Here is a 19556-nt window from a genome sequence, read left to right on the forward strand (position 1 = left end):
GTTACTTGCTAAAGAACTGCTCCCTGAAATCGGTGACTTGCTGTTGATAATAACTGTCCCAATCTTGTTGAGTCCAAGTGGCATAACTTGATGAGCGCTGAGAGTCTAAGGTTGCTTTGAGCTGATCCAGTTGCTCGTGATAACTCATCACGGTTTGTTGCTGTTGTGCGACTTGTTGTTCTCGCGCGGCAATGTTGCTGGCCTGCGCTTCATCTAAGTAGGCATCTTGAAGGTCGGCTTTGACTGATGCTACTTCAGCAGGGCTATAGCTGCTGGGTATCAAAGATACTGCCAGTTCATATTTTTGAAGCTGTGTTTCGGCGTTTAACGTGCCCGTATTGTTTTGCCATTCACTAAGCAAATCTTGATAGTTGGCCAAAAACTGGCTCGCTTCGTTCTTTTCAAGGGTGTTAGCGTCAAGCGTAAAATCCAGATGAGCAAACTGGTCAGCGAATAGCTGGTGGGCCAACTCTCCCCATACTTGTTGTGCAGATTGCTTGAATAAGGCAACACGATCTTCAAGAGTCTCTATGGATTCAAGTGGGATAGTGCTTTGTGTTAATTGCCAGTCAGCCGATAGCTGCGGATAGTCGCTCAGTAACTCAAACCATATGCCCGGCAATTCTGATTTCAATCGTGCGAGTTGCTCTGCGCAGTCATCGCGTTGTTGGCAAAGCTTCCAGAACCCATCGAGTTCATCGAACAAAGCCTTGCCTTCAAGCTCACTCAAGTTTTCAGCAAGAATTTTACCGTCCAGTGCTCCAGCTTGGGCTTGATTGCTGTGCGATGCGGAGTTTTCCGAACTAGCGGTTGCAGTAGGCGTGGAATTATCGTCATTAGTTGTCGTAGAAACACGCGGCTTAGGTTCTGTGTGTTGAGCAGAAGATAGCGCTGTTTCGTTCGTTTTTGATGACCACGAATAGCAAATAATGCTCGCCGTTAAGACGAGCATTAGGATTAATATAACTCGATGCATTATTGGTTCACCGAGTTACTTGATCACGGCGCTAACAGGGAAGTGGTCTGAAAGGTTGTAGTGCTTCCATAACTCACTGCTTGTTGATCTTGGGACATCCACGCGATTGTCGTTATGCGCTTTAGCGGTATACTCTGAGCTCACTACCACATAATCGAGATACTCAACGTTCTCGCCACCCGACATAGGCTCTCCCGCAAAGTTGTTGATGCGTGGGTCAAAGGTAGAAGCGGTGTAACCTGAGTATGTTGGTTCATCAGCCTGCAGGTTAGCAAACATCTGTTGATAGTCGCTTGGGAACTTGAGCTTGTTCACGTTGAAGTCACCGCTGTAAACCACAGTTTCTGATGCCGGGATATTCAGAGACTGCGCCAGTGCACGCATCTGCTTGAATTGACGTTGTCGGTAATCACGAGCGGTGTCCGTATCGAATGATGCCGTGTGGGTACCGAAAACATGGTAAGCCTGACCATTCTTGATAACTTCCGCGTAGTTAACGCCTTTATCTGCAAAGCAATCTGTGCCCGTGCAATCAGGGAAAACATACTGCGCTTCATTAACGATAGGATAGCGGCTGACAATGATCACACCACCGTCGTATATGTTAATCCCATCTTTATCGAGCATTTTAGTTTGATAAGGATACTCTTTCGCAAGCTCACGCAAGAACTCATCTCTGCCGTTAGCAAACACCTCTTGAAGCGCCAACACGTCATAGCCCTTTACATATTGAGGGAGTAGGTCATAGCGGTCACCAATATGTGAAGCGATGGCAGGCAGCGCCCAGATGTTGTAAGTCATGACCTTGAGTGTATTGGCATCCGGCTCTGGTTGCTCATCCACTTTTGGTGGGGTGATGGTGTAATAAATATCATCATAGCGCGCTGTAGAATCGGCTTTGAGGGCTAGCTCTGCATTGACCCCGAACGCATCGGTTGTGCTGCGATGAATATTACGATCGTCATGCAATGTTAGGTTGACGTCTGCGGCACTCAAACCATGTTGCAGAGTCGAGTTATACCAATGTCCCTTCATGGTTTGGTTGAGCGTGACACTTTCGCCCACAGCGTTTGATACCACAGTGTCAAACTCATAGGTCTTCCCAGATTTCACACCAGTCCAGCGGTTGAAACTTATCAGCTTCTTCGTCTCCCAAGGACCAATCTGTTCAACATGCTGTTGCCACTCATCACCGAGTTGAAGCAGGTCGGTACCAGTGTGGTTGGCTTGAATGGTCATCACTTGATTGGTGTTATTGGTGAGATACACGTCGGTGTCTGCGATCGCAGAGGTCGAAGCGATTGATGTGGATGCCACAAGTGCAGCTAACCAAGTCCATTGAGTTTTCATCGTTTACGTTATCCTTATTGATTGATGTCTAGAATAACGTAGTCAAGAGTTATGACATTGGAGTTATAACTCTATGGCATTTATTCAAATATGAGATATATGCCAAGGTTTTATAAAATTGATTAACCATTGAAAATTAACATATTGTCTTATCGGAATGATAAGTGGTACGCGCGCGAATAATAGGGTCAGTTAATGCTTTCGAGTCGGTGGAACAGCCAATATTGGCGTGCTTAAGTGAAAACTGTGTGTCGCGGTAAAGTGGAGGTTGTGAGCAACAAGAAGGGAATATGGACACAGCTTAGAGCTATCAGCATAAATTTTGCGATTGTTCTGTAATTTACTCTTGTTCAGTAAACAGAAACCTCAAAAACAGGTATGATAGTGCCGTTTTTAATCCTGAACTGGGAAAGTCATGGCAAAGTTAACACTCCAAGAGCAGATGCTTAAAGCTGGCTTGGTAAATGAGAAAAAATTAAAGAAGGCGAAGAAAGGCTCTAAAAAGTCTCGCGTTCAGTCTCGTGAAGCAAAAGCGGCAGCTGAAGAAACTAAACTGGCGCAGCAAGCGAAAGACAAAGAGCTAAACCAACAGTTGAAAGAACAACAGTTGAGCAAAGAAATTAAAGCTCAAGTGAAGCAACTGATTGAGATGAACAAGATCGAACAGAAGAACGGTGAGATCAAATACAACTTCACCGACGGTACGCTAGTTAAATATCTTTACGTAGAAGAGCTGACTCAAAAGCAACTAAGTAAAGGCATTCTAAGTATTGCTCGTCAAGGCGAGAGCTACGTTGTTATTCCAACAGCAGTAGCGAACAAGATTGCTATGCGCGACGAAGAATCTATCGTTGATACGCAGGCAGGTAGCACAGACGAAGTAGACGAAGATGACCCGTACAAAGACTTCGTGATCCCAGATGATCTAATGTGGTAATCCGTTTTGCCTAGCTCCATTTTAATGGTTAGCTAAGTTTACAGGATCTAAGAATGCAGCGAACAATCACTCGATTGGCGCTGCATTTTTTTGGCGCGAAATGACTTCAACAAATCTTGAATAACGCTTAGTGTTCTGACATGCCGTAAACAAGGCTATCATTGGCACTTGCATGATCGATAAAATCGGTATTAGCGCGCTGTTCGTGTTGGTCATAGCCATCGAAGTAACAGTCGCCAATTTCATTGCGCGGGCAAACGTGAATGTGGTCTTTGATGACCAGTTCGGTAGAGCAGCATGGGCAGTGTTTTACATGTCCAGTGAGTACCGTAGATCGATTTGGTTTCATACATCCTCCTGATAGGCACTGTAATCTGATTGCCTATTTGCACCCTAAGTTACGCAAATTAGTGTGTCGTTATGATTTCATTTTTAAGTCAATGAAAAACGATTCAGAAAGTGAATACTTAGCGGCTAATACAGATGTATGACTGAGAGAATGTAAGACGAATCAAGCCCAGAGCAGACGCAATGGGCTTGGAATAACAGCTGAAACTTTCTATGGGCTTATGGCTGCATTGGGGTAAGCGTTAGCTGAGCGCTGTTATAACCCAGTTGCGCTAGGGCTGCAGGGTCGAAGTCAGTCAGAACCTTGATGTCACCAGCGTAGTAGGGTGTGTAATCGCCTGAAGGTGTCATGGCGTTAAATGAATCAATAGAGTGCTCGGTACCAATATCGATCATTCCAGAATATTGTGACTCCGCACTAAACTGGCCTGAAACATAGGTGTAGAAAGGACGGACACTGGCACCTGCGGCGTACTGCATGCTACTTAAACCATTGGTGTTGATTGCCCAGCTCCAATCCCACCATTTCATCTCTCCAGGAATATAACGGTGATCCCATTGGTAGCGGATATTGGCTTGATCTTCGCTGGTGGTTCCCATGGTAAAGGTGTGAGAGACCGTCGGGCGGTTTGTTGGGTGTGAGCTTAGCGCATTGCCGCTATAACGAAGGAAACCTGTGAAGTTCACGTCGTAACTCATGCTGGTTTTGATACGGTATGGGTAAGTGATGGTAGAGCGTAAGAACTCTACTTGAAAAGGAAGTACTGAGTGAGCAGGCACGGTGATGATGGCTTCCAGTTCTGTTGGTTCAAAACGAGCACCACTGTTGGTATCGGAGAAACGTTGGCCATCTTCTAGCGCTACTCTTACTTCTGTCTTTCCAACTTGTGGCCAATGAAAGGTTTCATCAATGACGACTGAATCAGCAAGGTCGAAGCGTTGGGTTTTACTCCATTGTGTGGATTGCTCAAAATGAAGGTCAACGACGATTTGTTTAGACTGATCGTCGTCATTGATTGCATAAGCCGAGACGGTTTCAATCAGTTCTTGGTCGGTCTCTGTCATAGAACCGTGTAAAAACGATGTGTTATCGAGCGTGTAAGCGAAGTTATCAACAGTGATGCTTGTCTTCTCATCACAGCGATCACCGGCACAGCTTCCATCGTTATTGCCTTTAATCTCCCAACCATTGTTAAGCGGTTTTATTGCCATGTCTTGGCCGACGTAACGCGCGCTATCGCCTCCAACCCAAGCGTAACCGAGGTTATGGGCCAAGTAACTCAGTGGCCTGATAAAGTTCGTGTTGTCGCTGACTAAGGCGCGTTGAATATCAAGGTTATTGTTCGTTTCGATAGCTTGCGCTTCGTAGTAAGGCAGGCCTGCGTCTGGGGTATTGGGGTAGCACCAAGTATTGTCACTTGGTTGTCCTTGTTTGATGAGCCCGTGGTAGCCAGACCCCATGATCACCCAGTCATTTTTAAGGCCAGCAATGTCCCACACATTCATGCGAGATAGTAGGGCGGTTTTGTGTTCTTGAGCTTCTGTATTACTGAGCGGACGATAATCGGAACGGCAGATATCTTCACCGAGGTTATCCAATACGATTTGGTCTGAATATATCTTGGCATGAGTGGCAAAAGAGACGAAACAGAGGGCAGAGCTAAATAGAACGGTTTTACTGACGTTAAGCATGAATAAGTTCCTAAATGCCATTATTTGGCTATTTTTATTAGAATCGAGTTATTAGATTTTATTGATATTATTTAAAGCCGAGGGGCTCTAGCGGGGTGTACTTTGTCATATAAAACAATGCTAAAAATACTGAAATGAATTGAAAATAAATACTTATAGATATCAGGAGGTTGTACTGATCAACTTGTTGTTTGATAAAGACTTATCTTGATGACTTCAATTAGTTTCAACAATCCAATCTATGGGTGATTAATTGTTGAACGTTTCTGTTTTTGAAGCCTCGTTATTTGGTATGTTGGCTTGGAAAATTTAGGCCAGCAAGATGGATTAGATAGGTTTATTGTTTAAAGGAGGGGGAAGTACTGAGTAAGCCAAATAAGGAGGGATGTTGTGATAAGCAAGATCGAAAAATGCAGCCAACAACCGTTCGATTGCTGCTGCATTTTTTATTGTTCGAGTTAACTTAATTGGAAGAGATTAAGCATCACCTGGTTTTTCGCGTTTGCTGTTCCAACCCATAAAGTTGTAAATGTTGTAACGAGCAAAGCCAATCTGTTCATGCAAAGCAAAATCTGTGACCGCAAAGTTGTACCACAATGGCAACCATGAAATTTGAGCAGCCATGTAGTCGGCTCTCACTGGAATAACATTCAAGCCGAAGTGGTTGAAGTAGAGCTCGCTACGACGAATATGTAGGCCAGATGAAACCAACACAATGTTGTCGAATTTATGATGCTTCATTAGGTCACTAGTGAGCTGAGCGTTCTTCCAAGTGTTGACGCTATTTGGCTCTTGAATGATGTCACCCATCGGAACGCCAAGTCTCAGCAATTGTTGCTGATAAACTTCTGCTTCGGCAACACCGTTATTTTGTGCATCGCCACCACTGATGATCACTTTGCATGTGGTTTGGGTTTTGGCGCAATCTTTATATTGGCTGGCGGTTTCACTGATTCGGCCAAAAGAGAAAAAGGCTGGCTCGAACTCTTGCGTGCTTTTAATTAACTGCGTTCCCGCACCCAGAAGAACAATGGCGTTATTGTCAGACCATTGGATATCAGGCTTATTTTCGTAATCGGCTTGCAGATCGTTCAGTAAATAACGAGGAATTAAACCTGAACCAATCAGCACAAATGACGATATAAGAACAAGAGATAAAAACAGAGAGGTTTTTCGCCACTGAAGTAAACGTGTAAAGCCTACGAATAGCAGAAGAAGTAATAATATAATAAAGCTCATGAGGATCCTGTTATCGAACTGGTGCCAAGATGATGTGACATACTGAAGCGGTGCATCATATATCAGTTATGTTAATCATTCATAGGTAACTCATTGTATTATTGAACAAATGCACGATTTCTTTCTATCAAGAACAATCATCGATGAGAGCATTCGAAAAATCGCTTTATTATTGTTCGATAATCCCATTTTAAATATAGGCATATAATTCAAGAGGGTTATTTAAACCTTATTTCGTGTTATTTGATTTATCTGTTCATCGGTTTCCGTTTCTTCAACTCGTTAACTCAGCTTTCATATTCTTAAACTACCAAATCTTCAAGCTCTTAAATGATCGAGCTCTCCAGTTTTCAAGATCTTAAACTATCAAGCTCTCAAGTTTTCAAAGTAATACTGAACAAATTTAACGAACACTTGGTGTTTCTTTGCCGGATAAATAACTTGCGGATAGAACAGATAAATACTGTTGCCTTGTTGCAGACATTCATCAGGCAGCACTCGCTCTAATTCTCCCAGTTCGACCTCTTTCGCAACGTAGTAACTTGCAATACGGATGATGCCACTGCCTGCCATAGCTTGTTGCTTAAGCAGGTGGTTGTCATTACTTGAAAGCCAGCCGGACACATCAATATTTACCGATTTTAAAGGCCACTCGGTTTGGTGCAGAGTTGCTAAGCATTGATGATCACTTAAGTCACTCACATTGGTAGGGCGACCAAATTGGTTAAGATAACCGGGAGTCGCGACTAAATCATGTTGATAGCTAATCAAGTGTTTCGCCACCATGTTGTCAGGTGGCGTATTGGTGGCACGAAACGCGATATCGATATCATCTTGATTGAGATTAAAGTTGGTGTAGCTACTGTTTATCTCGAAACGAATCTCAGGGTATTGCTGCCTAAACTGTTGGCAGATATCGAATAGATATACCTCAGTAAACATCTTTGGCGCAGTGAGGCGTAATAGGCCTTTGACGATGTCGTGTTGCTCAGAAACACTGCGTTCAAGCTGTAAGACTTGCGAGCGAATCGTTAAGCCTTGTTGTAACGCGCGTTCGCCTTCTTGGGTTAAACGAACACTGCGAGTGGTTCTGACCAAAAGCGGGCACTGTAAATCGTTCTCTAAACGTTTGATCTGTTCAGAAAGGTAGCTCTTAGAGATACCGAGCTTTTCGGCTGCCTTGGTAAAGTTGAGTTGCTGAGCAAGTTCTACAAACAGGATCAGTCGTTCTATTCTTTTGTGTTCGTTCATTCGCGCGTTCCTACCAATCTATTGTTCGTCATATCAAACAATCATTTCGTAACTAGCATATTCTGTTTTTTAAAAAGAACAATATGATAGAGGCATATTTCTGGTCAGCAAATCTTCTAAGCGAGAATCGATATGACGAACAGCACTGAATCTACAAACAAAACGAATGACAAAAAACGTATCCCATTATCAAATTATCTACCGAATGTTGGGCAAGTTGCCTATGGCTGCATGGGGTTAGGTGGTGGCTGGAATGATAATCCAGTGACGAGTGCGGATGTTGCTCAAACACGAAGCGTAATCGGCACCGCACTAGAATCGGGCATTAACTTATTCGACCATGCGGATATCTATACCTTCAGCAAAGCTGAGCAAGCCTTTGGTCAAGCATTACAACAAGCGCCTGATCTGCGTGAACAGATGTTCATTCAATCTAAGTGTGGGATTCGTTTTGAAGGCGAGGGCAATGTTGGTCGTTATGATTTCTCGGCTGATTGGGTAGGCCAATCGGTAGACGGTATTCTCAATCGATTGAATACTGAAAAGCTTGATGTGCTGTTATTGCACCGCCCTGACCCTTTGATGGAACTCGATGAGCTAGCAAGAACGTTAGAGAACTTAAAAGCGCAAGGTAAGGTCGATTATTTTGGTGTGTCGAACATGAACAGCCATCAAATTCAGTACCTGCAATCTGCGCTTGGGCAACCCATCGTCGCGAATCAAGTTGAGATGAGCTTAGCCAAATTGGATTGGTTGAATGATGGGGTGATGATTAACTCGCAAGGGCACCATCAATCAGACTTCGCCGCAGGCACTCTTGAACATTGCCAATTGAATAACATCCAACTGCAAGCTTGGGGCTGTTTGGCACAAGGCCGATTTGCTGAGCAAGGTTTGTATTCAGAACATGAAAACGTGAAAAAGACAGCGCACTACGTGGCTCAGTTAGCGAACCAATATGGCGTAGAAAGTGAAGCGATTGTGTTGGCATTTTTGCTTCGTCACCCTGCTCGTATCCAACCTGTAATTGGCACCACAAATCTAGAGCGAATCAAAGCTTCGGCAGTCGCGACTCAGATAAACCTGTCTCGTGAAGAGTGGTACAACCTATACGTGTACTCACGTGGTCAAGCACTGCCATAAGGAATGAATATGTTGAATCAAAAGATCGCGCAACAACTGGTGTCTAACGCTCTAGACATTGCTGAGCGTAATCAACAAGCAATCGCGGTGAGCGTGTGTGATACGCACGGTGAGTTACTGGCGTTTATTCGCATGGATAATGTGAGTGTTCAAGCCGGATTGTTAGCACAGAACAAAGCTTATACATCTGCAAGAGATAGACAGCCAGGCGGTAACTTAGGTGCTTGGGCGAGAGAAACTGGTAAAGACTTAAGTTACTGGACTGACTCAAAGATCACTGGCTTTAAAGGCGGTGTTCCCATTGAATTAAATGGGCAGGTGATTGGCGCTATTGGTGTCAGCGGATTAAGTGAAGACGACGATGAAGCACTTGCCGAAAAAGTCATTCAACTTGTGTTCTAAGCTGTTGCTCGTGAAGTAATGGAAGTTAGAAGTAACAGATAATAAAAAACCGATGCATGTGCATCGGTTTTTTTGTTTAACGAGACTCAAGTGCTTGAATCAATCGAACCCATTAAGCGTTCGCTTGTTCCAGATCTTGTTGCTTGTCTTTCTTGCCTAATAGGCGGCTTGTGATCGTACCGGCTGTCATAGCACCAGATACGTTAAGCGCCGTACGTGCCATATCGATAAGTGGCTCGATAGAGATAAGCAGTGCTGCAATCGTTACAGGAAGGCCCATAGCAGGAAGTACGATAAGCGCCGCGAACGTTGCACCGCCACCTACGCCAGCAATACCGAATGAGCTCACTGTGATAATAGCAATCAGAGACAGAATGAAGTTGATGTCCATTGGGTCGATGCCAACTGTAGGCGCAACCATGACTGCTAGCATTGCAGGGTAGATACCCGCACAACCGTTTTGACCAATCGTCGCACCGAAAGAGGCAGACAGGTTAGCAATCGCTGGTGGCACGTTTAGCTTAGTGATTTGAGCTTCAACGTTCAGTGGAATTGTTGCTGCAGAACTACGAGACGTGAAAGCGAACGTCAGTACAGGCCAGATCTTTTGGAAATACTTTTTCGGGTTTACACCAACAAAAGAAACCAACACACCGTGTACAACGAACATCAGTAGAATCGCAACGTAAGATGCAACGATGAAACCTAGTAGGCTGAGGATGTCAGAAGCACTTGATGTTGCAACTACCTTCGCCATTAACGCTGCGATGCCGTATGGCGTTAGTGCCATGATCATCTTAACTAAGCGCATAACGATAGATTGTGCCGCTTCAACAAACGTACGGATCGGAGATTCTAGTTCTTCTTTCTCTGCCATCACTTTACGAGCAGCGATGCCCGTTAGCACACCAAAGATAACCACAGCGATGATAGACGTAGAGCGAGCGCCCGTTAGGTCTGCAAATGGGTTAGTCGGAATAAAGCTAATCAGCATTTGTGGAATTGTTAAGTCTGAAACGCTACCGATGCGGCTTTCAAGTGTTGCGATACGTGCTGTTTCGCGAGCGCCTTCTGTTAAACCTTCAGCAGACAGGCCGAATGCTTGCGTTACAACAATACCAACAATCGCAGAAATCGCGGTTGTTGCTAGCAGTACAGAAATGGTGATGCCAGAAATCTTGCCCAGTGAACCGCCTTTTTCAAGCTTCACTACTGCGGCAATCATTGAAACCAATACTAATGGCATGATCACCATTTTCAGTAGGCCGACATAACCACGGCCAACAATGTTTACCCAATCAAGTGTCTCATTGATGACCGGATTGCCTTCACTAAATAGCAACTGAAGACCAAGACCAAATGCGCTACCAAATACTAAACCGAGTAAAACGAGGCGAGAAAGTGTGTTTTCTTTTTTCTGCTGTCCGTAGAGAAAAAAGAGGATACCAGTGAATACCGCTAAGGCAGCGATAGCTGAAAATGACATTTGTTTTCCTTATGAATTTCTTTAAATCGATAGGGCGCTTAGATATATGGGCGCAAATACTGTTAGCTACAGTAGCGACCTGTAACAAAACGTAAAATAAGGAAAAGTAATTTATTAGAACGATTAGTAATATCCACTCAATAGGATGGGTGGATATTCAACATTGTGATGAATAGGTGAGCTTTTTAGCGATATTTTGCCAATAAATTGAGCATGTCACTTGACGAGTAAATTTCGATATTTTGGAAATTATTTTCGAATAACCGGAACAACATTGCTTTGGCTACGTCTTCCGACTGAATAGGGCGTAGGTTTTTGAACTTACCAAGCATAAATGGAGACAGCAGAGGAAAGACACTTTGCAGGAGTTTTTCATCAGCTCTAGGTTCATCACGCTCACCCACCAGAGGCCCAGGGCGTGCGATGAAAAGCTGCTTGAAGCCAATACGTTTTAAATTTTGTTCCATTTGTCCTTTACAGCGAAGGTAGTGCGAATAGGAATCTGGTGAAGCGCCATAGCTAGAAACGACCGCTACGCGTTGAACCCCAAGAAACTTCATCGACTGTGCGACTTGGCTAACCAGTTCCACATCGATTTTGCGAAGCGCTTCTTTTGATCCTGCCTTTTTCTTAGTCGTACCTAAGCAGATAACGCCAAGATTAGGCGTCGCATTCGTGTCATCCCAACTGGTAACTTGCAGGTCGCTGTGAATGAGTGTGTGGAGCTTGTTGGAATCAAACTGTGAATCTAACGCTCGGCGAGATAGGGCATAGATATGATCAACGGCGGGTTCATCGATGAGCAACTTCATCACATGATGACCAATTAACCCGGTTGCACCAGCCACCACGACCGATGTTTTGTCTCCAGAAATGCTCATTTTAATCCCTTCTTCACTCCACAAGTGCTTGTTTAATATAAACAGTGTTTGAATTTTAAGCGAATAAAAGTTTGTTAAACGAGTGGTCAGTAGTATGTGGGGAGTCGCCTGTTTATGGAAAAAGAGATGATTTAGTTTGGCTCGACGCATAAGTACGGTCTGAAGCATAAGTACGATATGAAACATAATGGCGGTGGGAAAGATAAATGCGGTTTGAAACTTAAGTTAGGCGTTAAACATAACAAAGCCCGCTGGGCGACGGGCTTTGTTACTTTTCTTGCTTCTTACTAGGTAAAGGACAGTGGGATTTTCCTTACCTTTTTGCTAGCTTTCTTACTTGATTTATTTGGTTTTCTTTTACTTGAATTTGGAATCATTACACCTCCTAAATCGTTGTTCTGTTTTGTCTTTCAATCGATTGTCTTTCTTCGTGTAGCGTCAGTGTTGTGGGCATTCACTGTATGGGTACTTATCAATGGAGAGATTAATAAGTAATTTAGATAAGGCATAAACGATGCCAAAATGTAAGTTATTGATAAATCTATTATCAGTATTATTTGTGTTTTAGGGTTCGTCAATTTGACTGTCAATCTGAGAAAAAACCAGTGTGATCTGTTTAAATTAAGAACACTCTCTGCGGTTTCTGCCACATAGCCATAGATACAGCCTTGCTTAACACGTAAACTGAGTCGTAATTCACATAGACCAAGGACGTGCTATGAACCTCAAGCTTGATACTCTTGCTCCCACTCAGATTTATCACCTGATGACACAAACCGTTGTTCCTCGCCCGATTGCGTGGGCATTGACGGAATCTTCTGACCAAGAGTACAACCTCGCGCCTTTCTCTTATTTCACGCCTGTTTCTAGTAATCCGCCGTTACTGATGTTATCGGTTGGGAAGAAGCCGTCCGGCGAAATCAAAGATACCACTCGTAATGCCCTAGAAACGGGTAAGCTAGTGATTCACATTGCTTCTTCAAGTTCTGCCGAAACCATGACGGCGACAGCAGCTACCCTTGAACATGGTGATTCGGAAGTCACCGCGAATAATATTGATCTGGTTGAATTTGAAGGCTTCTCTTTACCGAGATTGAAAGAGTGCGCGGTCGCTTTTGGATGCACCTTGTACGAAGTAAAAGAGGTTGGAGAAGTGCCACAAAGCCTTATCTTTGCTCAAGTCGAAACCGTGTACATTTCCGAAGACGTGATCGACAAAGACAGTGAGCGTCTTAAGATCGACGCGTTAGCACTTGATCCTTTATCTCGATTGGGTGGCGGTGAATACGCCACGCTTTCCAATGTGTTTTCTGTCGCACGCCCTAAGTAGCAATACCTAAGTAGCAGCCCTATATCAACGTACCCAGAATAAGCGTTTTTAAAAACTATGTTAGATACCCAATACTCGCAGTACATCCAACACCGAATTGACCAAAAAACCAAGCCACTTGGCGCACTTGGCTTACTAGAAAAAGTCGCACATCAACTGGCTTTGATTCAGAGCCAAGGCAAAGAAGCTGCGGTTGAACACATCGAATTGAATAAGCCAAGTATCATCATTTTTGCTGGCGACCATGGCATTGCTGACGAAGGCGTGAGTATTGCTCCAAGCGCGGTAACACAACAGATGGTGTTGAACTTCTTAAGCGATGGCGCGGCGATCAATTGCTTCTGTGCGGTGAATAATATCGATATCACGGTAGTCGACACGGGGATATTGTTGCCTGTGGAATCAGACAGTGACATGTTGATCTCTCAGCGTTTGGGTACGCGAACCAATAACTTTGCCAATGAAGCGGCAATGAGTTTAGAAACGGTTGAACGTGGGATTGAACTGGGTACAGATCTTGTATCTAAAACCATTTCGAATGGCACCAATATCATCATGTTTGGTGAAATGGGTATCGGAAATACCAGCAGCGCATCAGCGATCTTAAGTGCATTAGCGAATCGTGCTGCAGCGGAGTGTGTTGGCCTAGGCACTGGCATCAACAATGAACAGCTTGCACGTAAAGTGGCTGTGGTTGAGCAAGGTGTCGCGCGTTGCAAAGGTTTAGATGCGAATGAAGTTAAAGATATTAAAGAGGTACTCGCACAAGTCGGTGGCTATGAAATCGTTCAAATGGTCGGTGCTTTCCTTGGCGCTTACCAAAACAAAACCCCAGTATTAGTCGATGGCTTTATCGTGTCGGTTGCGGCGTATGTCGCGACTTTAATTGAACCGAGTTGCCGAGACTATATGATCTTCGCCCATCGCTCTGAAGAGTCAGGACACAAAATTCTGTTAGAGCTGCTCGACGCTGAGCCACTGCTCGATCTTGGATTGAGATTAGGCGAGGGCACAGGTGCTGCGCTAGCTATGCCAATCATTCGTGCGGCAGCCGAGTTCTATAACAACATGGCGAGCTTCGAAAGTGCTGGAGTCACGGTTTAATGAGTGATGCACCAGAAAGATCGTTGAAAGATCGAGTTACTTATCAGTGGGAGCTTTTTGCGCTGGCGATAGGTTTCTTTTCTCGCTTGCCAATGCCGAAAAACACGCCCTATTCTAGAGAGCGAATGAACCGTTCTGGTCGCTACTTTTCAACGGTTGGTTTGTTGCTTGGTGTTCTGTGTGGCGGTGTGTTCTTGCTACTTGATGTGGTACTGCCGAGTGCAGTAGCGATCTTTTTGATGATGAGTTTTAGCCTGATGCTCACTGGCGCATTCCATGAAGATGGTTTGACTGATATGGCCGATGGCATTGGTGGCGGCATGACCCTAGAACGCCGTTTGACCATCATGAAAGACAGTCGAATCGGTACTTATGGTGCGTCTGCTCTGATTATGGCTCTGCTTGGCAAGTGGGTGCTGTTGAATGAACTCATAAGCATGACGGGACTGTTTATGGTAATCGTGACCAGTTATACCTTTAGCCGCGCGATTGCTGCATCGCTAATTTACGACATGCCTTATGTCAGTGATTTAGATACCAGTAAAAGTAAACCATTGGCCAACAAGCAAACCAAAGGCGAACTTGTCTTCTTGTTGCTGGTAGGCGTGCTGCCTAGCCTGTGGTTTGGTCTTGAATTCGCTTTGGTTTTATCTGTCGTCGCCTATCTGTTCAGAACAGGTTTTAAAACGTGGTTAACGGCTCGAATTGGCGGCTTTACTGGGGACTGCTTGGGTGCGGCTCAACAGTTAATGGAGTTGCTGACTTACCTTGTATTCATTACTGCATTTTACAATGGCTTTCTATAACGGCTTCCTATGACCAACACGAATGAAACTATTCAAGCTAATCAAATTAATCAAGCAAGTCAGCGAAACAGCCATTTGGTATTGGGCGGGGCTCGTTCGGGTAAGTCTAGTTTTGCAGAGCAACAAGCATTATGTGCGCTTGAAGCATGTTCAAATGGACGCCTCAATTATATTGCGACAGCGACATATCTTGATGATGAAATGCGAGAACGAATCGCGCACCATCAACAACGTCGTGGCGAGCAGTGGATTGAGCATGAAGTACCCGTCGAATTAGCCGAAAAACTGCAGTCTTTTGAGAAAGAAGATGTGGTATTGATTGATTGCCTAACCTTGTGGTTGAACAACATCATCTTTGAACTGGGTGATGACGCAACTAATGAACAGGTTGAAGCCGTGGTTGAAGTATTGGTCAAAAGCGTCGAGCAAAGTCCGGCGCAAATTATCATGGTCTCTAACGAAGTCGGTTTAGGTGTGGTGCCGCTGGGTAAAGTGTCTCGCTTGTTTGTGGACAATGCAGGACGAATGAACCAAGCGCTAGCTCGCGTCGTTGAGCGCGTCACGCTGGTTGCTGCCGGATTGCCGCTGCACTTAAAACCATCTAATCACTTGCTTGATATTCAAGGCTAGGTCGCACACATGGTCAATGGAACAACCAAAAACATCTATTTGTTAAGACATGGCAAAGTCGAAGGAAAAGCTGCGCTCAATGGTTTATCTGATGTGCTGGTCAACTCTGATCTTCAAGAACAGATATGTGAGGCACTAACTACACAAGACATTACCTTTGATAGCGTGGTTAGCTCTCCACTAAGACGATGTGGTGATCTCGCGAGCTTGTTTGCAGAGCGTATGTCTGTGCCTTTATCAGTTGCATCGGGTTTTCAGGAAATGAACTTCGGTGAAGTAGATGGTGTCCCATTTGATGAACTTGAAGACAAGTGGGGAATGTTAGAAACCTTTTGGAAAGACCCTGCTAATCATCAATTAACTGGCGCAGAAAGTTTACAGAGCTTCCACGACAGAGTAACTCAAGCTTGGTCGCAACTTTTGAATGATTCAAGTGACAACATATTGTTGGTTACTCATGGTGGTGTGATTCGCATACTGCTAGCGCACTGCCTTAATATTGATTGGAAAAACCCGAGTTTGTACTCGAAGTTATCGATAGAAAACGCATCGATAACGCATATTCAAATCACTCAGTTTGCGCAGAGCTTTATCAGCGTTAAATCGATAGGGATACCTGTTCTCTGAGTGTTCAAAAAACACAGTTTAAGAATTAACAATCTTTTAGATCTGTAAATAGAAACAGAAATATAAATAGAAGTATAAAGCGGCGTTCACAGCCGCTATACCTGATTGGTATTACTACCTACGTGAAAGGAATTTAGTCATGACAACACCAAGTTGGGATCTAAGCATTGCTTATAGCGATCTTAATGATGCAAAAATCGAACAGGACATTGAACTCATTCAGCAGTGCATTGAGCTGTTGAACCTACACGTTGAAAAGCGTCATATCATTCTAGCGATGCAAAACGCGATTCAGACTTCAGAAGCGGCAGGCACATTACTGAGTACAATCAACACCTTCGCTAATTGCCACGCATCGGTCGACGCGACACACACAGAAGCGAAAGTATTGCTTGGTCGTGTAGCGAAGCTGAACTCTGAAATGTCTCAAGCGTTCAGCCCTTACGAAGATACGCTAATTCACGCAGAACCAGAATTTATTGATGCAGTATTAGAGCATGATAGTGCGGACGTAGCAGGGCAGCGCTTTGCGATTGAAAGCTCTCGTAAGTTATCAAGCAGCCGACTCAGTGTTGCTGAAGAGCAGTTATTGGCAGCGATGAAGGTTGATGGTCGTGACGGATGGGGTCGTTTATACGATAACCTAACCGGATCTTTAAAACTGTCGCTAAAGCTGGACGGTGAAGAGGAAGCCCTAGGCTTTTCACAAGCCGCGAGCCTGTTGTACGGCAGCGAATTCGACAAACAAGAACCAGCATGGCGCGCGGTTCAAGGTGCGATGAAAACGCACCAAGAGTCTTTTGCTTCGATTCTAAATGCATTGGCGGGTTGGCGACTGACTGAAAACAAAAAGCGTTCGAAGATTAGCGATGTGCATTTCCTAGATCCAAGCCTACACGGCAGCCGCATTGTGCCAGAAACGCTAGACACCATGATGTCGGTAGCGAAAGCTAATCGAGCTGTTGGTCAGAAAGCAGGTTTGTTAATGGCAAGAGTTCACGGGCTAGATGAAATGAAGCCTTGGAATCACTTAGCTGCGATGCCGCCGCTGGGTGACGCTGAATCTGAGGTTTACCCATTTGATGAGGCGATCGACGTGATCAAAACTGCGTTCGCTGAAGTAAATCCAGAGATGGCTGATTTTGTCGCTTTGATGGTTGATAATGGTTGGATTGATGCCGCACCAGCAGCCAACAAACGTTTAGGCGCTTACTGCACCAAGTTTGCTGCTACACGCACTCCGCTTGTGTTCATGACATGGAGCGGTAGCCGCTCAGATTTAATGACATTGGCACACGAGTTAGGCCACGCGTTCCACAACTGGGTGATGAAAGACATGCCGTTGTGTCAAACACGCTACCCAATGACGCTAGCAGAAACCGCTTCTATCTTTGCTGAAAACATCGTTCGTGATCACTTGTTAACGCAAGCTCAAACACGTAACGAGAAACTTGAGATGTTATGGGAAGAGTTGTCTTCTTCACTCGCTTTAATGGTGAACATTCCAGTGCGTTTCGAATTCGAAAAAGCCTTCTACGAGCAGCGTGAAAAAGGCGAGCTAACGGCTCAGCAGCTGTGTGACTTGATGGAAACGACTTGGAAAGAGTGGTATGGCGATGCAATGACAGAAGCTGACCCTTACTTCTGGGCGAGCAAACTGCATTTCAGCATCTCTCAAGTAAGCTTCTACAACTACCCATACTTGTTCGGTTACCTGTTCAGTAAAGGTGTTTACGCTCAGCGCGATGCGAAAGGTGAGCAATTCTACAGCGATTACGTTTCGTTGCTTCGTGATACGGGCAGCATGATGGCGGAAGAAGTCGTTCAAAAGCACTTAGGAATGGACCTGACTCAAGCTGATTTTTGGCAACAAAGCATCGACATGGTCAAAGTTCAAATCGATGAATTTGAAAGATTGCTCGATCAGGAAGATTAATTGATCTCAATCTGTTCATAGCAGGTAAGAGCTGTGTTAGCTTACGTGGCTCTTATCTTGCTGGCATAACCTGAGATAAGCCGAAACAACCAAAAGTCTCTTTAAGAGAAAGTTATTTGGAACAGATGTCGGTTAGTAAAGTCAGCAGGTAATATAAAAATATATGGGTAGTATTTGTGAGTGATAACGGAGTTTCTGTTGATAAGTGCGATCCTAGCAACACAATTTCTATGTACAATTTATTAACATACGGCCGTGCAATTAAGGAGTAGCGCATGACGAAGACCCTCTTTCGCCAATCATTTCTTTTTGACAGCCTAGATCTTGAGCAAGAAGTGTTTGCAGGACAGACCGTACTGAGTAACGGTGTTCAAATTAAGCTTCATCAACGCGGTGTCTTGGAAGTGATTCCCGCGGATTTTAATTCTGAAACCAAGAACATCATTTTTTCAACCGGTGTTCATGGCGACGAAACTTCACCAATGGAGCTGATCGATAAGCTCATTGAGGATATTGAAACAGGTTTCCAAGTAGTAAACGCGAGATGCTTGTTTATCATAGCTCACCCAGAAGCCACTAACGCGCATACTCGTTTTCTTGATGTGAACATGAATCGTCTGTTTGATGAAAAGCAGTACGAGAGCAATCGAGAAGTGGATATCGCGAAGAACTTGAAGTTCTTGGTGACTGAGTTTTACAAAGAAACGGAACCTGCCACTCGTTGGCATCTAGATTTGCACTGTGCAATCCGTTTATCTAAGCATTACTCGTTTGCAGTGAGCCCTAAAGTTCGCCACGAAGTACGCAGTAAAGAGCTGTTTGATTTCATTAACAGTGCGCACGTGGAAGCAGTGTTGTTGTCAAATGCGCCAACCAGTACATTCAGTTGGTACAGTGCTGAAAACTTCGAAGCGCAAGCACTGACAATGGAACTAGGGCAGGTCGCGAGAATTGGTGAGAACCAACTTGATAAGCTAACGGCTTTTGACTTGGCGATGCGTAACTTGATTGCTGAAGTTGAGCCAGAGCATTTACCTAAGCGAACCATCACTTATCGCGTGAGCAGAACCATTGTTCGTTTACATGATGACTTCGATTTCATGTTCTCAGATTCTGTAGAGAACTTTACCGCGTTCAAGCACGGTGAAGTATTCGGTCATGATGGTGATAAACCGTTAATGGCTAAGAATGAAAACGAAGCGGTGGTGTTCCCTAATCGTAATGTTGCTATCGGTCAACGAGCAGCCTTAATGGTGTGTGAAGTTGAAACGCGATTCGACCATGGTCAGCTTGTGTACGATTAATATCGACTCGGGTTTAAACGACGAAAACAACCGCTCAACTGGTTGAAATATCAAGGTTCACATTACGGTGTGAGCCTTGAGTTTATTTGGGGATACAGGTAAGGTTACGCGAAC

The 19556-nt window shown here is 44.4% G+C and carries 18 protein-coding genes; 10 read left to right on the forward strand and 8 right to left on the reverse strand.

Annotated features, from left to right (window positions below):
• Position 1: 1 nt before the first annotated feature.
• Positions 2-952, reverse strand: a complete 951-nt coding sequence (locus A136_RS10265; protein ID WP_017065511.1) for a hypothetical protein — start codon at positions 950-952, stop codon at positions 2-4.
• Positions 953-991: 39 nt separating this feature from the next.
• Complete coding sequence (locus tag A136_RS10270; protein ID WP_017065512.1) at positions 992-2326, reverse strand: sphingomyelin phosphodiesterase; 1335 nt, start codon at positions 2324-2326, stop codon at positions 992-994.
• Positions 2327-2741: 415 nt separating this feature from the next.
• Between A136_RS10270 and A136_RS10275 the strand changes: the two genes are divergently transcribed.
• Positions 2742-3263: a DUF2058 domain-containing protein gene (locus A136_RS10275; protein WP_010441213.1), complete on the forward strand. Its 522-nt coding sequence runs from the start codon at positions 2742-2744 to the stop codon at positions 3261-3263.
• A 127-nt stretch (positions 3264-3390) separates the two neighbouring features.
• Here A136_RS10275 and A136_RS10280 read toward each other — a convergent pair whose 3' ends face one another.
• The 4 genes from A136_RS10280 to A136_RS10295 all read right to left on the reverse strand — a co-directional run bounded on the left by A136_RS10280 (position 3391) and on the right by A136_RS10295 (position 7793).
• On the reverse strand, positions 3391-3612 hold the full coding sequence (locus A136_RS10280) for a hypothetical protein (protein WP_017059142.1): 222 nt from the start codon (positions 3610-3612) through the stop codon (positions 3391-3393).
• A gap of 218 nt (positions 3613-3830) precedes the next feature.
• On the reverse strand, positions 3831-5303 hold the full coding sequence (locus tag A136_RS10285; protein WP_017065513.1) for an aerolysin family beta-barrel pore-forming toxin: 1473 nt from the start codon (positions 5301-5303) through the stop codon (positions 3831-3833).
• Positions 5304-5780: 477 nt separating this feature from the next.
• Positions 5781-6542, reverse strand: coding sequence for a YdcF family protein (locus A136_RS10290; RefSeq protein WP_017065514.1), 762 nt, complete (start codon positions 6540-6542; stop codon positions 5781-5783).
• 366 nt (positions 6543-6908) lie between these two features.
• Positions 6909-7793, reverse strand: a complete 885-nt coding sequence (locus tag A136_RS10295) for a LysR family transcriptional regulator (protein ID WP_017065515.1) — start codon at positions 7791-7793, stop codon at positions 6909-6911.
• A 132-nt stretch (positions 7794-7925) separates the two neighbouring features.
• On the opposite strand from A136_RS10295, the gene A136_RS10300 reads away from it, so the two are divergent.
• Both A136_RS10300 and A136_RS10305 read left to right on the forward strand, forming a co-directional pair.
• A complete protein-coding gene (locus A136_RS10300) occupies positions 7926-8936 on the forward strand; it encodes an aldo/keto reductase (RefSeq protein WP_017065516.1) in 1011 nt (336 codons plus the stop codon).
• Positions 8937-8945: 9 nt separating this feature from the next.
• Positions 8946-9338: a GlcG/HbpS family heme-binding protein gene (locus A136_RS10305; protein ID WP_017065517.1), complete on the forward strand. Its 393-nt coding sequence runs from the start codon at positions 8946-8948 to the stop codon at positions 9336-9338.
• 112 nt (positions 9339-9450) lie between these two features.
• Here A136_RS10305 and A136_RS10310 read toward each other — a convergent pair whose 3' ends face one another.
• Both A136_RS10310 and A136_RS10315 read right to left on the reverse strand, forming a co-directional pair.
• On the reverse strand, positions 9451-10824 hold the full coding sequence (locus tag A136_RS10310; protein WP_017065518.1) for an L-cystine transporter: 1374 nt from the start codon (positions 10822-10824) through the stop codon (positions 9451-9453).
• A gap of 185 nt (positions 10825-11009) precedes the next feature.
• Positions 11010-11705: an NAD-dependent epimerase/dehydratase family protein gene (locus A136_RS10315; protein ID WP_017059149.1), complete on the reverse strand. Its 696-nt coding sequence runs from the start codon at positions 11703-11705 to the stop codon at positions 11010-11012.
• 718 nt (positions 11706-12423) lie between these two features.
• On the opposite strand from A136_RS10315, the gene A136_RS10320 reads away from it, so the two are divergent.
• The 7 genes from A136_RS10320 to A136_RS10350 all read left to right on the forward strand — a co-directional run bounded on the left by A136_RS10320 (position 12424) and on the right by A136_RS10350 (position 19442).
• Positions 12424-13035, forward strand: a complete 612-nt coding sequence (locus A136_RS10320; RefSeq protein ID WP_017065519.1) for a flavin reductase family protein — start codon at positions 12424-12426, stop codon at positions 13033-13035.
• Between the two features lie 57 nt (positions 13036-13092).
• Positions 13093-14139, forward strand: a complete 1047-nt coding sequence (gene cobT, locus A136_RS10325) for a nicotinate-nucleotide--dimethylbenzimidazole phosphoribosyltransferase (RefSeq protein WP_017065520.1) — start codon at positions 13093-13095, stop codon at positions 14137-14139.
• A complete protein-coding gene (locus A136_RS10330; RefSeq protein ID WP_017065521.1) occupies positions 14139-14945 on the forward strand; it encodes an adenosylcobinamide-GDP ribazoletransferase in 807 nt (268 codons plus the stop codon). Before cobT ends, A136_RS10330 begins: the two co-directional genes overlap by 1 nt.
• Positions 14946-14954: 9 nt before the next feature.
• On the forward strand, positions 14955-15575 hold the full coding sequence (gene cobU, locus A136_RS10335; protein ID WP_017059154.1) for a bifunctional adenosylcobinamide kinase/adenosylcobinamide-phosphate guanylyltransferase: 621 nt from the start codon (positions 14955-14957) through the stop codon (positions 15573-15575).
• Between the two features lie 9 nt (positions 15576-15584).
• Positions 15585-16202: an alpha-ribazole phosphatase family protein gene (cobC, locus tag A136_RS10340; RefSeq protein WP_017059155.1), complete on the forward strand. Its 618-nt coding sequence runs from the start codon at positions 15585-15587 to the stop codon at positions 16200-16202.
• Positions 16203-16341: 139 nt separating this feature from the next.
• Positions 16342-18138, forward strand: coding sequence for a M3 family oligoendopeptidase (locus A136_RS10345; protein ID WP_017065522.1), 1797 nt, complete (start codon positions 16342-16344; stop codon positions 18136-18138).
• Between the two features lie 275 nt (positions 18139-18413).
• Positions 18414-19442 (forward strand): succinylglutamate desuccinylase, encoded by a 1029-nt coding sequence (locus A136_RS10350; RefSeq protein ID WP_017059157.1) that lies wholly within the window; start codon positions 18414-18416, stop codon positions 19440-19442.
• Positions 19443-19556: the final 114 nt, after the last annotated feature.

The organism is Vibrio crassostreae 9ZC13 (assembly GCF_000272045.2).
Taxonomy (GTDB): Bacteria; Pseudomonadota; Gammaproteobacteria; order Enterobacterales; family Vibrionaceae; genus Vibrio; species Vibrio crassostreae_C.